Below are 13,919 nucleotides of genomic sequence, written 5' to 3'. Positions count from 1 at the left end.
AAAAATATGCTGCAAAGATTAGTATAATTTATCTATTACACATATTCTTCGTCAACATAAAGATCGATCTCCTCCCCGATCCGCTCGATGACATAGTCGGTCAGCTCAACGTCTATTCTCCCGTCGTTCAGCTCAGACCTGTAGAAAGGCAGGTCCCCCGCAGCAATCTTCTCTGCCGGCACGTCTTCCCAATGCTCCCCATCGTAACAAACCGCGCCGAGGATTGCACCATAATAGATCACCTTATAATAACCTTCTTCAGCAGGCAATATGGTTAGAGTAACCTCGTTTGTGCCATATTTAATCCTGATATTAAATGGTTTAGTCATAATCAGCCGGCCCCTGTGCGCCGTGTGATATAAACAGCGCTGTGCAACAAATGTTTTAACATTACATGAGGTAAACATATCTGGTTTATAACAATTGAATCCTATTGCGTAACTTTGCGTTATGATCGAACTTCCGGTTGTTTCTGCAAACCCTGTACAACGTAAGCCAGACTGGCTCAGAGTAAAGCTTCCTGTAGGCAAAGAATACGCGCAGGTGCGCAGCCTGGTAGACACGCATAAGCTCCATACCATTTGTGAAAGCGGCAACTGTCCGAATATGGGCGAATGCTGGGGCGCCGGCACGGCAACCTTCATGATCCTTGGGAATATTTGCACACGTTCATGCTCGTTTTGTGCGGTGGCGACCGGGCGTCCGCTTGCTGTGGACACCGGTGAACCTGACCGCGTGGCCAATTCCGTAAAACTGATGAACGTAAAGCACTGCGTAATTACTTCGGTAGACCGCGACGATCTGAAAGACGGCGGTTCGATCATCTGGGCAGAGACATTGAAAGCCATCCGCAGGGAAAGTCCGGAAACTACCCTGGAAACGCTGATACCTGATTTCAAAGGACAGTGGGACAACTTGTACCGGGTACTCGAAGAGCGTCCCGAAGTTGTTTCCCATAACATGGAAACGGTAAGGCGGCTAACCAGACAGGTACGCATACAGGCTAAATATGACCGTAGTCTTGAGTGCCTTAAACGGATATCTGAATTCGGCCTTCGTACAAAAACAGGCATCATGCTTGGCCTCGGCGAAACAGAACAGGACGTACTGGAAGCTATGGACGACCTGGTTGCTAATGATGTACACATCCTTACCCTCGGACAATACCTGCAGCCCACCCGAAGTCATCATCCTGTAGTAGATTGGATTCATCCCGATCAGTTTGCCAAATACAAAGAAGCCGGACTTGCAAAAGGGCTTAAGTATGTAGAAAGCGGTCCTCTGGTACGTTCTTCCTACCATGCCGAGAAGCATCTTTTCGATTATTAAACTACGCATATATCTCTTTGCAGACAAGGAATAGCGGCACGAAACAAATATTTTATATTCCTGTTGTTGCTATGTATATTCGTCCATATTGGGAACAAGCAGCAAGATATCACTATCAGAGGAAGAGCTGGTCGCGAGGCTAAAGAACCAGGATACACATGCGCTCAGGTGCTTGTACGATATGTATTCGGGAGCACTGCTGGGCGTCATCATCCGAATTGTACCTCAGACCGAACTGGCCGAAGACCTCCTTCAGGAGACCTTCATCAGGATATGGAAGTCGGCCGGCGGCTACGATGCCAGTAAAGGACGCCTGTTTACCTGGATGATGAATATCGCCCGCAACCTGTCTATCGATAAGCTTCGTTCCAAAGACTTCCGGAACAACGGCAAAAACCATGAACTGGAAAATAACGTAGGTGTTATTGATATCCATCAAAACACCGTATTCAATGCAGAAGTTTTTGGGCTGAAGGACATGGTCACCGGACTCAAACCGGAGCTTTTCAACGTACTTAATATGGTATATTTTAAAGGATATACACATGTGGAAGCAGCAGAAGAACTGAACCTTCCACTTGGAACTGTGAAAACACGCATCAGGCTTGCCATAAAAGCGCTGAGGAAGAAATTTAATTGAATTGGAATCTGCAACAGCATATATTGAATCCGGGATACTTGAACTCTACGTCCTGGGTCAGTTGAGCCTGCAGGAAAGAACCGAGGTAAGCAGAATGGCTGCCAGGCACGCTGCTGTAAGGATGGAACTTGAGGCTATTGAACTGGCACTTGAAAAACACGCGCTTCTGTGCGCGCTCAAACCATCCGGCCGACTAAAACTAGCGATACTTGAGGGTGCTTATGCATGCAGGCCTTTATGAACTGGTCAGCATCTGCAAGCGCAAGCGCGATTTTGGCAGTTGCGCAGCAACCTGCGAAGCCGTTACATTAAAATGCTGCTCAGCGAGCTCCCCGCCCGCCATCCCATGAAGATAGCAGCCAGTAATGGCAGCCTCATTTGGAGCGTATCCCTGGGCCACAAGAGCAGCGATCACACCTGTCAGCACATCGCCCATGCCACCCTGCGACATGGCCGGTCCCCCGCTCGTATTAATGTAGACCTGTCCCGACTGCTCAACTATGAACGTGTACCGGTTCTTTAAAACCACAACAACCTTTTGTTTTTTTGCATACTTGATCGCGGTCTGCAGCCTGCCCCACCAGTTGTCATGTACACCAAAAAGCCGGTCAAATTCCTTTACATGCGGCGTAAGCACAGTGCCCACCCTCAGCTCGTTAAGTGCAGGCCGGCTTACCGATAAATAATTAAGGCCTTCCGCGTCTATAACAAGCGGCACTTGCTGCGACATTACACGTTCCAGGAGGTTCAGGTCGGTACCCGACACTTTGCCGGTCAACTGTAAACCCGGACCAAGGGCTATGGCGGAGTAAGTGTCGAGAGCCGCCGGACCAACCAAGTCCTTGCGGTCTGCATACATCGCTTCCGGCAAAGTTACATTCAGCGCATTAAGGCCCTGCTCCGGTATAGCCACCGTGGTCAGACCCGCCCCGGCATATACGCTGCCCATCGCCGTGAGCAATGCCGCACCCATCGTCTGCGGAGCACCTGCAACAATCAGCAGATGTCCGTAATCGCCTTTGTGACTGAACTCGGCGCGCGGGCGCAGCAGCCTGCTTACATCGCCGGCCGTTACCATCATAAACGCAGAAGCGATATCCGTTCCAGGTGTCGCGGTAATGTCTGCGGGTGCAGACGCATCAGGCAAAAAGTCGTTCAATAACCTGTTCATACAACTATGATAAGCCCATCTCTTTTTTCAGGAACTTGCCGGTCAGACTGATCGGATTCTGGATCAAACCTTCCGGGGTACCCTCAAAAATGATCCTTCCGCCACCGGCTCCGCCTTCTTCACCGAGGTCTATCACCCAATCGGCCACCTTTACCACGTCCAGGTTATGCTCTATCACCAGCACCGTATTACCACGGTCTACCAACTCGTTCAGCACTCCCAGAAGCACATGAATATCCTCAAAATGCAGTCCCGTAGTAGGCTCATCCAAGATATAAAAAGTGCGGCCGGTATCCTTCTTCGACAGCTCCGTAGCAAGCTTAACGCGCTGCGCTTCGCCTCCCGACAGCGTAATGGACGACTGCCCGAGGGTAATATATCCCAAGCCTACATCCTTCAGGGTTTTTATCTTCCGGTAGATCACCGGCATATTCTCGAAAAAGTCGCAGGCGTCCTCAATACTCATATCAAGCACATCGCTGATCGACTTGCCCCGGTAACGCACTTCAAGTGTCTCGCGGTTGTACCGCTTTCCGCCGCATTCCTCACAAGGCACCTGAACGTCCGGCAGGAAATTCATCTCAATCACCTTCATTCCGGCGCCCTGACAAGTCTCGCAGCGCCCGCCCTTTACGTTGAACGAAAAACGGCCGGGCTTATAGCCTCTTATTTTAGCCTCGGGTAATTGTACAAACAGGTTGCGGATATCCGAGAATACCCCGGTATAAGTAGAGGGATTAGACCTTGGCGTCCGGCCGATCGGTGCCTGATCTATCTCAATGACTTTATCGATCTCTTTCAGACCGTTCACCTTCTCGTAAGGAAGCGGGTGTTTCTTAGCCCTGAAAAAATGATGATTCAGAATCGGGTACAGGGTTTCTGTGATCAAGCTCGACTTACCACTCCCCGAAACGCCCGTTACCGCAATAAACTTACCCAGAGGGAAGTCGACCGACACCTCCTTTAAATTATGACCGCTGGCCTTTATGATGGAAAGCTTGGCCCCGGAACCTTTCCTGCGCTTCTTAGGTACTTCAATTGCTTTTCTGCCGTTAAGGTAAGCCGCCGTGAGCGTATCCGACTGCAGAATATCATCAGGTTTGCCCTGCGCCACAATACGTCCGCCATGTACACCAGCTGCCGGGCCCACATCAATCACATGGTCCGCTTCCAGGATCATATCCTTATCATGCTCAACAACCAGGACCGTATTGCCCAGATCGCGAAGGTTTTTCAGCGCATTGATAAGCCTTTCATTATCACGCTGGTGCAGACCAATACTCGGTTCGTCCAGAATGTACATCACGTTCATCAGCTGCGAGCCGATCTGCGTGGCCAGCCTGATCCGCTGAGCTTCCCCACCGGAAAGCGTGCGCGCTGTACGGTCTAGCGACAAGTAATTGAGCCCTACATCACTCAGAAAACCCAGGCGTGCCCTTATTTCCTTAAGTACCTCTCGGGCAATGGTGTTCTGCCGCTCACTAAGGCGGGTTTCCAAGCCTTCAAACCAGCTCCTCAAACCTGCAATATCCATGTCTGATAACTCGAAAATATTCTTACCGTCTATCTTAAAATGCAGACTCTCCTTTTTCAGTCGGGCGCCATTACAAACCGGACAGGTCTTTAACTTCCTGAAAGCCTCCAGATCATCTGCAGAACCTTCCGACTTACGCTCCTGCTGTTCTTCGAGCAGTTTAATAATACCGTCGAACGTAACATGATAACTCTGAACATTCCACTTATTGTACTCTACCGATACGTTGAGCAGGTCAGGCGCCCCGTTCAAAATCAGGTTAATGTTCTCTTCACCCAGTTTTTCCAGGGGCGTCGACAACGAGAAACCGTATTTTTTGGCCAGTGCCTTCAAGACCTGGAACATCCATATATCGCGATACTCACCCAAAGGGGCAAGTCCGCCGTTAACAATACTCAATTTAGGATTCGGTATTACCGAATCACGGTCGATCACAAAAATATAGCCCAGGCCATCGCAGTTTTCGCAGGCCCCGTAGGGGGAATTAAACGAAAAGCTGTTAGGTTGCGGCTCGTCGTACGATATACCCGTCGTGGGGCACATCAGAAAGCGACTGAAATGTGCCACATTGTTCTCCTTATCACTGATCTTGATAATACCCTTACCCAGGCGCATCGCCGTTTGCAGGGAATCCTGAAGACGCTTCAGATCCTTGCGGTCTATGAGCAGTCGGTCTACCACAATTTCAATATCATGGATCTTGTAGCGGTCGACCTGCATTTTGGGCACAATGTCCTGTATATCCCCATCTACGCGCACTTTCAAATAGCCCTGCTTGCGGATTTGCTCAAACAGTTCGCGGTAATGACCCTTACGGCCCTTAACCACCGGAGCCAGCACGTTGACCGCCACTCCGTCAAATTTTTTCAAAATAGCGTTCAGAATCTGGTCCTCACTCATCCGCTCCATTTTCTCACCAGTGTTATAAGAATACGCGTCTGCGGTCCTCGCATACAGCAGACGCATAAAGTCATATATCTCCGTGATGGTACCTACTGTAGAACGGGGGTTCTTGCTCGTCGTTTTCTGCTCAATGGCAATCACCGGACTCAGACCCGAAACCTTATCCACATCCGGCCGTTCCATGCCGCCCATAAACTGCCGCGAATAAGCACTGAACGTTTCCATGTAACGGCGCTGTCCCTCCGCATAAATGGTATCAAAAGCAAGTGAAGATTTACCGCTGCCGCTGAGGCCTGTAATGACCACAAGCTGATTTCTTGGAAAAGAGACGTCTATATCTTTTAGATTGTGTACCCTGGCTCCATAAACTTCAACATCCTTTTGCTCGCCGAGGTCGATCGTATTTTTACTCATATCATTTTTAAAACGTTAGCAAAGGTAAATCATTATCAGCTAAAACTACCATACAATGGTGGTGTCCTGAACCGTGGGGTGACCCGTACAAACCAGCACCCGGCCGGCGGCAACCTCCTGGTCTGTCAGCACTTCGTTATAGTCCATGCGCACAGCGCCGCGGGTGCAGGTGGCGGTGCAACTGCTGCATATTCCGGCGCGACAGCTATAGGGCAGATCAATGTGATTTTCAAGCGCCACGGTCAGTATCGTTTTGTCGTACGGCACAGAAAGCTTATGCTCCCGCCCCTCGTACAACAGGGTTACTCCATAAGTGTTTGTATCCTTGATGACCTTTTCCGTGGTGTCGTCCTCATCCACCTCATCTTCAGGCAAAACGAACGTCTCCCGTCTGATCTGGCCGGCACTGAAACCCAACTGCAGCAGCGTAATGCGGCAGGTAAGCATATAGTCGGCCGGACCACAGGTATAAAACAGTGCATCCGCAGGATCGAACTCCAGGTATTCTTTTACCACCTTCTCAATCAGAAACACGTTGAGCCGGGCCATCAGGAGATTCTTGGCGCCACTGTTTACATAGATCAATTTAAACCGTCCGGGATACTCGGCCTGTAAAGCCTCCAGCTCCTTGTAAAACAGCGTCTCGTCTACCCCGCGCGTACTATAGATCAGTTTTATCTTAGATCGGTTCTCCTGATGCAGGGCTGTTTTAAGCATGGAAAACAGCGGTGTAATACCTACCCCGGCGGCAAACAGAAAGACAGACCTTTCCTGTTCCGGCCGTGGCACATACGTGAACTGTCCGTTGGGACGCAATGCGGTAAGTACATCGCCTACCGAGGTTCTATGATGCAGAAACCTGGATATCTCGCCGTTCTCAACCCGCTTAATGGCAATACTCAAGGTTTCGCCGCTTCCCGGTTCACTGCATATCGAGTACGAACGCCTCAACTCACGGCCATCCACATCAAAAACAAGCGTAAGGAACTGTCCGGCCAGGTAAGTGACTTCCGCATCATCCAACACGTCAAACCGCAGCCGCAAAGTCTCTCCGGCGCTAAAAATCATTTCCTTAATCTGCAGTTTCAATAAATCCATAGGGGAGTATAAGTATGGGGCTTAAAATAACCATTCTGGCTATAAATAAAAAGCCGCGCTGATACGTATATCAGCGCGGCGCCCATTTGTAGAAGTATTGGCAAGCTTTAGTTGTAAGCTTTTGTTTCGTTTGCGGCATTGTATGCCAGGAGTTCACGCGGTGCCTTGTATCCGTAACGCACCGGATCCTCCATAATTTCTTTCATGGAAATGAGTTTGTACACATAACCACCAGTCTCCCTGTTAAGCTTCATTTTGAAGTAATTGTCCTGATTCTGACGGTCAATCTGTGCCCGCATATGTCCGTCACCTACATTGTAGGCGGCAGCCACAAGCGTCCAGCTTTCAAAAATATCATAAAGCTCTCTCAGATACTTCGCAGCTGCGATGGTCGACTTTCGAAGATTTTTCCGTTCATCGACTTTGGAGTTTACAGTGAGGCCATAGCTGCGTGCTGTTGCGGGCATAAACTGCCAGAAACCTGCCGCTCCTTTTGGCGACACACCGCCACGCAATCCCGACTCTACCAAAGGTACATACTTAAAGTCTTCGGGAATGCCATAGCTGGCCAGAATTGGCTCTATTACAGGGAACCACTCCGCCGCTTTGCGGTGAAGTTTATTGGTCTGCAATCTGCTATAGCTGAAACTTGATAAGATCTTTCTCATTTTACGCTCAACTTTTGCGTCGCCGAGCGGAAGTGTTTCATCAGCAAAACTTAGTGTGGCCATGGTCGACAAAGGTGCTTTGCGCGCCTTGGCTGCTGTTTTTGCAATCATTACCGGAAAACCGGTGATGCCGGCATAGGAAGGATCTAAAAAATCACTTATTCCTATGGTATCTGAACTCGTTGTTTCTTCTTGTTTTTTGAGGCCATCTTCTACTTGGGGCATGTTATAAGCAAACACTCGGGCCATGATCAGCAATGTTAAAATTACTGCGCATGTTAGGATGTGTTTCTTTATCATCTTCCTCCTTCTTTAGGGTTTAACAATATAAAACGCCTGCAAATATACGGCATACAAACCTTATTACCAAGCAATTACGAAATTAACTGCCAAAAACGCAGTTTAAACCGCCATAAAGGCCGATTTTATTTTGCTCTCGCATGGTTCGGGAAAACGACCTGTTTCGGCAACAAAAACGCCGCAAAAAGGCCCGCTTCAAAACGTGTTTGCGCAGGGTTTGAGTTAGGTTTGCTATACCTTTGCATGACCCCTTAGGGTATACCAAACCCCTCCCAATGGCCTGAGTAACCTAAGCTAGTGAGACACTTTCTCCGGGTTATGTAAACCCGCTGTGCATGCTTACTGCGAACTAATCCAAAAACAATACCCGGTTATGCTGCTTTTTTGGTAACTTTGTGGCCGCATGTTTTTGCGGATAAAAGCGTACCATGGTAAATAACAACAAAAGGAACAGTCGGGATGACAAGTCCAAAGCGGGAAGCCGCAGTGCTGAAGGAAGAAGAGCAGAGGGAAAACGTACAGAAGGCAGAGCGCCTTCAAGAAAATTTGAAGATAAACCAGGCCGGAAATTCGAAGATAAACCGGCCAGGAAGTTTGAAGATAAGCCAGGCAGAAAGTTTGAAGATAAACCCGCCGGAAAATTCGGAGACAGGAAAACAGAAGGCCCTAAGTTTGCAGACAGCCGTCCGTTCAGGAAAAGGGAAACGGCATCAGGAAATCCAAGATCATTTTCGAGAGACCAGCAGGAAAGAGGTCCGCGTGAGAACCGCCCTGAGCGCTCAGAACGCCGTGATTTCAGAAAACCTTACGGCGGCCATGATAAAGGTGAGCGCATAGACAACGGACCTAACCTGCGGGGCCGGAAGAATGTTGCCGCGAAAGACGATGGGTTGATCCGCCTGAACAGGTACATCGCCAATTCCGGTATTTGCTCGCGCCGTAAGGCCGATGAACTGATTACCGCGGGAGTCATTTCGGTAAATGGCGACGTAGTATCAGAGCTTGGCTTTAAGGTAGACCCGAGAAAAGACGTTGTAAAGTACAACGGCGAATTGCTGAAACGCGAAAAAAAGGTTTATGTATTGCTCAACAAACCTAAAGATTATATTACCACTACCGACGATCCGCAGGAGCGCCGTACCGTGATGCACCTCGTGGAAAAGGCAAGCCGGGAGCGGATTTACCCGGTTGGGCGCCTCGACCGCAATACCACAGGGCTTTTGCTGATGACGAACGATGGTGAACTGGCAGACAAGCTTTCGCATCCTAAAAACGGCATTACGAAAATCTATCATGTAGAACTAAACCGTAACCTTTCGCAGGGCGATATGAATAAGATTCAGTTCGGACTGGAGCTGGAGGACGGCTTCATTAAACCTGACTCGGTATCATATGTAACCGGTGCATCGAAAAAGGAAATCGGCATACAGATACATAGTGGCAAAAACCGCATTGTACGCCGGATTTTTGAGCATCTTGGTTACGATGTGGTAAAACTCGACCGTGTGGTTTACGGTAACCTGACGAAGAAAGATCTGCCGAGGGGCAAATGGCGCTTCCTGGAAGAGCATGAACTGATCCAGATTAAACACCTGATAAAATAAAAACCAAATGAAAACCGGCCTTGTTCTTATTGCGATAATCATCACGAGTATGCAAGGTTACAGTCAGAAGAAAGGTTTTACCCTGTTGACGGGTACCTATACCAATACAGGTAAGAGTGAAGGGATCTATATTTTTGAATTCGATCCTGAGACCGGTGAAGCTGTGCAAAAGGGCGTAGCTAAAGGTGTTGATAACCCGAGCTACCTTACTTTGAGCCGGGATAACAGGTTTGTGTATGCCGTAAATGAAACCGGGGAAACCAGCGCCGCGAGTGCTTTTTCCTATAACCGGAGCCTGCAGCAGCTTAACTTTCTGAACAAGCTGCCTACGGAAGGGGCCGACCCTTGTTATGTGATTTCGGACGGCAGGCATGTGATTACTGCAAATTATACCGGCGGCAGTATGTCTGTATTTGAAATTGCGGCCGATGGCAGCCTGGGCAAGCTCAAGCAGCGGATACAGCATGAAGGCAGCAGCGTTAACCAGGAACGGCAGGAAAGCAGCCACGTACACATGGTGCAGTTTACGCCCGATGGTAAATATGTGGTGGTGAATGATCTGGGTACCGACAAAGTATACCTTTATCAGTATAACCCGGTAGATACAGGTCTGGTGCTTACCGCTCACCAAAGCCTTTCTATTACGCCGGGCGCAGGCCCGCGCCACCTTGTATTTAATGCCGGAGGCGATTATGCCTACCTCATACATGAACTTGACGGCGGCATTACGGTACTGTCTTACGCAAATGGAATTTTGAAGCCTCTGCAGGAAGTAAACATGAACGGCGACAACTTCCTGGGTGAGAACGGCGGTGCGGATATTCACCTTTCTCCCGACGGGCGCTTTCTGTACGCGAGTAACCGGGGTTCTGAAAATAAAATTGCCATCTTTGCAGTAGGCGAAGGCGGCCGGCTGACCAAAAGGAAACTGGTAAGCACTATGGGTAAAGAGCCCAGGAATTTTACGCTTGACCCTACCGGCAAATACCTGCTCGTGGCCAACCAGCAGAGCGATATGGTTGTCGTGTTCGAAAGAGATGCAAAGAGCGGCGACCTTAAGGACACGGGCAAGCGTATCGCTGTGGGCGCACCTTCATGCGTGCTGTTTACAGGCGATTAAGCCTAAGCGTTTTTCAACTGATGTGATTCGGCAATCACCTGCTCGTAATATTCTACGTATTTCGGAAGTATCTTTTTCAGGTCAAACTCCTTGGCCCTGGCAAAAGCATTTTCTTTAAACTGTTTTAGCACATCGTCGTTTTCAAGTATACTAATGGCTTTCGCGGCCATATCATCTACATCGCCCACGCTGCTCATATAGCCGCAGTAACCGTCAATATTGAGTTCGGGTAAACCACCTGCATTCGAGGTAATGGCTGGAACCTTACAGGCCAGTGCTTCGAGTGCTGCCAAACCAAAGCTCTCAGATTCAGAAGGCATCAGGAAAAGATCCGACACGGATAAAATCTCTTCTATAGCATCCTGTTTACCCAGAAAACGCACGTGTTCGCCAATGTTCAGGCTGCGGCAAAGCTGTTCATCATATGCGCGTTCCGGTCCGTCGCCCACCATAAGCAATTTAGAGGGAACTTTAGCCAGTATCTTCTCAAACATACGTATCACATCCGCCGTACGCTTTACCTTCCTGAAATTGGAGGTATGGATGAGTATGCGTTCATTATTTGGCGCGATAGCCTTTTTGAAATGGTCCTTTGGCTTTAAGCTGAACCTGGAAAAATCGATGAAGTTGTGGATGACGCGGATTTCGGTATTGATTTCGAAATGCTGGTGCGTATCGTCTTTCAGACTTTGCGAGACGGCGGTTACACCGTCCGATTTGTTGATCGAGAAGGTCACCACCGGCTTATAGGTAGGATCTTTGCCCACAAGGGTAATGTCGGTACCATGCAGGGTGGTCACGATCGGGATGTTGATGCCATACGTTTCCAGGATCTGCTTGGCCATAAAAGCCGCCGAAGCATGAGGGATGGCGTAATGCACGTGCAAAATGTCCAGGTTCTCGAAGCGGACCACGTCGACCAGCTTACTAGCCAGGGCCGACTCATAGGGTGCGTAATCGAACAGCGGATAATCGCGGACCGAAACTTCGTGGTAAAAAAGATTTGCTGAAAAAAAGTCTAGCCGCGCTGGCTGACTGTATGTAATAAAATGTACCTGATGTCCTTCACCAGCAAGAGCCTTACCCAGTTCCGTTGCGACAACGCCGCTACCGCCAAAGGTGGGGTAACATACAATCCCTATTTTCATTCACGTGATTTTACGACGCAAAGTACTGCACTTAAAACGAGCTTTGTGTTAAACTAATGCAATTATTTACCTCAGCTTTTGGCGTGCTTTTCAATCTCCGCCTGAATCACGAGAAACATCTCATTGGGCCGCTGGGTACCGATATAATATTCAAACCCGGTGGCATCCGTAAGTACCACCGCGTCCTTGCCGGAAGAATAAAAACGCAGGCTGCCTTTACGGTGCAGGTTGTAAACTGGATTATTGAAAAAATATCGGCTGTAGGTGTCTTTACGTACGTTAACGATGGTATCCAGATCTATCACCACCTTCTTGGTAGGCCATAAGCCGGAAATCGTGAGCTGATTGTCGCCTATCGTGGTTTTATAGTGTATCACGAACATCAGCGCAATAGATACTCCGATGATGCCGAACCCAACAACCAGGAAAAGATCCTGCGTGCGGTCCCTATCGCGCTCATAAACATAGGCAGCGAAACAGAAGGCGGCCATAATAAGCCGGATGCAAGTACGGATATAGTCGCGCCCCACGTACTGTTTCTCGAAGAAAGCGTAACGGTGTGCCATTTAATTTAATTTTGCATAAAGTTAGCTTTTTTTATCGGCTTCCTAATCATTAAGCCTGAATACGATGGTCTGACGCGTATGGGCCACCACCTTAAAACGGTCGTCCTGCCTGTAGCCCGCCACCCAGATGATCTCTCCATTGCCATTTACAAGCAGCGGCACGCTCGCCTTTTGCGTGAGTGGAATTTTTTGGGAAATAAAAAAGTCACTCAGCTTTTTAAAACCCGTTAAGCCAAGTGGTTTGAACCGATCGCCCTGCTGCCAGCTGCGCAGCACCAATGGATAGATCAGCTTTCCCGCGTCAACCGAAGCAGCGTTTTCATCACGCTCAATGCATCCATATGGATAGGTCTGCATGCTGATCACCCGCTCGAGATAACTCACCTCCGTGTCATGCGCGTGAATAAAGGTAACCGTTGGTTTTGCAGAAGGCATCGGCTCCAGGATCAGGCGGTTGCGGTCGACCACCAGCACATAACCTGCCCCATAAAAAGACGCGCCGGTATGCGGATGATTTAGGGAATTGATCAGGTCGGCCACTACACTTTCCGTGAAGCCATAGGGCCGGAGTAGCTCAAACAACAGCAGCTGCTTGGGCTTCAAATCGGCGATCTTATCGAGCGACATACTCACCTGCGCACCGGAGTATACAAAGATCTCTTTTTTAAAGACCTCTAGCACCCGTTGCAAAACCTCCTCTGTTTCTGCAAAACGCCTCATGTTTTGCTGGAAGGTATGCTCCAGCTTGGGATTGATGGATTTTAATACCGGAATAACCTGATGCCTGATGCGGTTCCTTGCGTAGTTGTCGGCCTGATTTGAGCTATCCTCCACATAGGCAATGTCCTCGTCCTCTATAATATTGTCGATCTCCGCCCGGCTTAAGAACAGCATGGGCCGGATCAGCCGGTCCCGCTTTGCCTGGATCCCGTGCAGACCGGCAATGCCGGTGCCTCGCGTCAGGTTAAGCAAAACGGTTTCCATGGCATCGTCCTGATGATGCGCAAGTGCTACATAGTCGTACCCTTCCGCCTGCCTGAGTTCTTCAAACCATTGATAGCGAAGCGATCGCGCGGCCATCTGGGTAGATATTTTATGGTCGGCTGCATACGCTTTCGTAGAGAACTGCGTTACAAAGAACGGAACTTCCAGGGTAGCGGCAAGCATCCTGACGAAATGCTCGTCGCGCTGCGACTCGTCGGACCGCAGGTTAAAGTTGCAATGCGCTATACCGAAGTTGAAACCAGCATGTTTAAACAGATGGGTCATCAGTACGGAATCCTTGCCTCCGCTTACGGCGAGCAGTATGCGCTCCCGGGGCGAAAAAAGTGCTTCAGAACTGATGTATTGTTTAAAATCCTGGTGGGGTAACATCTTTCAAAAATAACAGTTAACTTTGTAAAGTGCAGAAAATACGCTTTTTC

Annotated in this window: 13 protein-coding genes; 5 read left to right on the top strand and 8 right to left on the bottom strand. The window is 49.1% G+C overall.

The window, feature by feature from the left end:
- Positions 1-35: 35 nt before the first annotated feature.
- Positions 36-329 (bottom strand): hypothetical protein, encoded by a 294-nt coding sequence (locus QEP07_RS13215; protein WP_256001895.1) that lies wholly within the window; start codon positions 327-329, stop codon positions 36-38.
- Positions 330-450: 121 nt separating this feature from the next.
- On the opposite strand from QEP07_RS13215, the gene lipA reads away from it, so the two are divergent.
- From lipA to QEP07_RS13200, 3 genes are all read left to right on the top strand, one after another.
- Complete coding sequence (gene lipA, locus QEP07_RS13210) at positions 451-1,329, top strand: lipoyl synthase (protein ID WP_285010643.1); 879 nt, start codon at positions 451-453, stop codon at positions 1,327-1,329.
- Between the two features lie 88 nt (positions 1,330-1,417).
- Entirely contained in the window at positions 1,418-1,969 is a 552-nt protein-coding gene (locus QEP07_RS13205; protein WP_256001897.1) for an RNA polymerase sigma factor, read from the top strand.
- Position 1,970: 1 nt separating this feature from the next.
- Positions 1,971-2,210, top strand: a complete 240-nt coding sequence (locus QEP07_RS13200) for a hypothetical protein (protein ID WP_256001898.1) — start codon at positions 1,971-1,973, stop codon at positions 2,208-2,210.
- Here QEP07_RS13200 and QEP07_RS13195 read toward each other — a convergent pair.
- The 4 genes from QEP07_RS13195 to QEP07_RS13180 form a co-directional block, all read right to left on the bottom strand.
- The gene (locus QEP07_RS13195) at positions 2,205-3,140 is read right to left on the bottom strand and encodes an NAD(P)H-hydrate dehydratase (protein WP_285010642.1); all 936 of its coding nucleotides are present in this window, start codon (positions 3,138-3,140) and stop codon (positions 2,205-2,207) included. The two genes, QEP07_RS13200 and QEP07_RS13195, sit on opposite strands and share 6 nt — an antisense overlap.
- 4 nt (positions 3,141-3,144) lie before the next feature.
- Positions 3,145-5,991: an excinuclease ABC subunit UvrA gene (gene uvrA, locus QEP07_RS13190; RefSeq protein WP_285010641.1), complete on the bottom strand. Its 2,847-nt coding sequence runs from the start codon at positions 5,989-5,991 to the stop codon at positions 3,145-3,147.
- A 45-nt stretch (positions 5,992-6,036) separates the two neighbouring features.
- Positions 6,037-7,089, bottom strand: coding sequence for a 2Fe-2S iron-sulfur cluster-binding protein (locus tag QEP07_RS13185; RefSeq protein ID WP_285010640.1), 1,053 nt, complete (start codon positions 7,087-7,089; stop codon positions 6,037-6,039).
- Positions 7,090-7,196: 107 nt separating this feature from the next.
- On the bottom strand, positions 7,197-8,006 hold the full coding sequence (locus QEP07_RS13180; protein ID WP_285010639.1) for a lytic transglycosylase domain-containing protein: 810 nt from the start codon (positions 8,004-8,006) through the stop codon (positions 7,197-7,199).
- 479 nt (positions 8,007-8,485) lie between these two features.
- Here QEP07_RS13180 and QEP07_RS13175 point away from each other — a divergent pair, with 479 nt between their 5' ends.
- Positions 8,486-9,661, top strand: a complete 1,176-nt coding sequence (locus tag QEP07_RS13175) for a pseudouridine synthase (RefSeq protein WP_285010638.1) — start codon at positions 8,486-8,488, stop codon at positions 9,659-9,661.
- Positions 9,662-9,668: 7 nt separating this feature from the next.
- Positions 9,669-10,781, top strand: a complete 1,113-nt coding sequence (locus QEP07_RS13170; RefSeq protein ID WP_285010637.1) for a lactonase family protein — start codon at positions 9,669-9,671, stop codon at positions 10,779-10,781.
- A gap of 2 nt (positions 10,782-10,783) precedes the next feature.
- Here QEP07_RS13170 and bshA read toward each other — a convergent pair whose 3' ends face one another.
- The 3 genes from bshA to tilS all read right to left on the bottom strand — a co-directional run bounded on the left by bshA (position 10,784) and on the right by tilS (position 13,869).
- Positions 10,784-11,929, bottom strand: a complete 1,146-nt coding sequence (bshA, locus tag QEP07_RS13165) for an N-acetyl-alpha-D-glucosaminyl L-malate synthase BshA (RefSeq protein ID WP_285010636.1) — start codon at positions 11,927-11,929, stop codon at positions 10,784-10,786.
- 71 nt (positions 11,930-12,000) lie between these two features.
- Positions 12,001-12,495: a hypothetical protein gene (locus QEP07_RS13160; RefSeq protein ID WP_285010635.1), complete on the bottom strand. Its 495-nt coding sequence runs from the start codon at positions 12,493-12,495 to the stop codon at positions 12,001-12,003.
- Between the two features lie 42 nt (positions 12,496-12,537).
- The gene (gene tilS / locus QEP07_RS13155; protein ID WP_285010634.1) at positions 12,538-13,869 is read right to left on the bottom strand and encodes a tRNA lysidine(34) synthetase TilS; all 1,332 of its coding nucleotides are present in this window, start codon (positions 13,867-13,869) and stop codon (positions 12,538-12,540) included.
- Positions 13,870-13,919: the final 50 nt, after the last annotated feature.

Origin of the sequence: Pedobacter faecalis, assembly GCF_030182585.1 — a bacterium.
GTDB classification, from domain to species: domain Bacteria; phylum Bacteroidota; class Bacteroidia; order Sphingobacteriales; family Sphingobacteriaceae; genus Pedobacter; species Pedobacter faecalis.
The sequence above is the reverse complement of the archived record's forward strand: the minus strand, read 5'-3'. Positions and strand labels throughout refer to the sequence as shown.

Excerpts from the sequence above, each read along its gene's own strand:
- QEP07_RS13185 (WP_285010640.1), bottom strand. The coding sequence starts at position 7,089 with ATGGATTTATTGAAACTGCAGATTAAGGAAATGATTTTTAGCGCCGGA.
- lipA (WP_285010643.1), top strand. The coding sequence starts at position 451 with ATGATCGAACTTCCGGTTGTTTCTGCAAACCCTGTACAACGTAAGCCA.
- uvrA (WP_285010641.1), bottom strand. The coding sequence starts at position 5,991 with ATGAGTAAAAATACGATCGACCTCGGCGAGCAAAAGGATGTTGAAGTT.
- QEP07_RS13175 (WP_285010638.1), top strand. The coding sequence starts at position 8,486 with ATGGTAAATAACAACAAAAGGAACAGTCGGGATGACAAGTCCAAAGCG.
- tilS (WP_285010634.1), bottom strand. The coding sequence starts at position 13,869 with ATGTTACCCCACCAGGATTTTAAACAATACATCAGTTCTGAAGCACTT.
- bshA (WP_285010636.1), bottom strand. The coding sequence starts at position 11,929 with ATGAAAATAGGGATTGTATGTTACCCCACCTTTGGCGGTAGCGGCGTT.
- QEP07_RS13160 (WP_285010635.1), bottom strand. The coding sequence starts at position 12,495 with ATGGCACACCGTTACGCTTTCTTCGAGAAACAGTACGTGGGGCGCGAC.
- QEP07_RS13170 (WP_285010637.1), top strand. The coding sequence starts at position 9,669 with ATGAAAACCGGCCTTGTTCTTATTGCGATAATCATCACGAGTATGCAA.
- QEP07_RS13180 (WP_285010639.1), bottom strand. The coding sequence starts at position 8,006 with ATGGCCCGAGTGTTTGCTTATAACATGCCCCAAGTAGAAGATGGCCTC.
- QEP07_RS13215 (WP_256001895.1), bottom strand. The coding sequence starts at position 329 with ATGACTAAACCATTTAATATCAGGATTAAATATGGCACAAACGAGGTT.
- QEP07_RS13195 (WP_285010642.1), bottom strand. The coding sequence starts at position 3,140 with ATGAACAGGTTATTGAACGACTTTTTGCCTGATGCGTCTGCACCCGCA.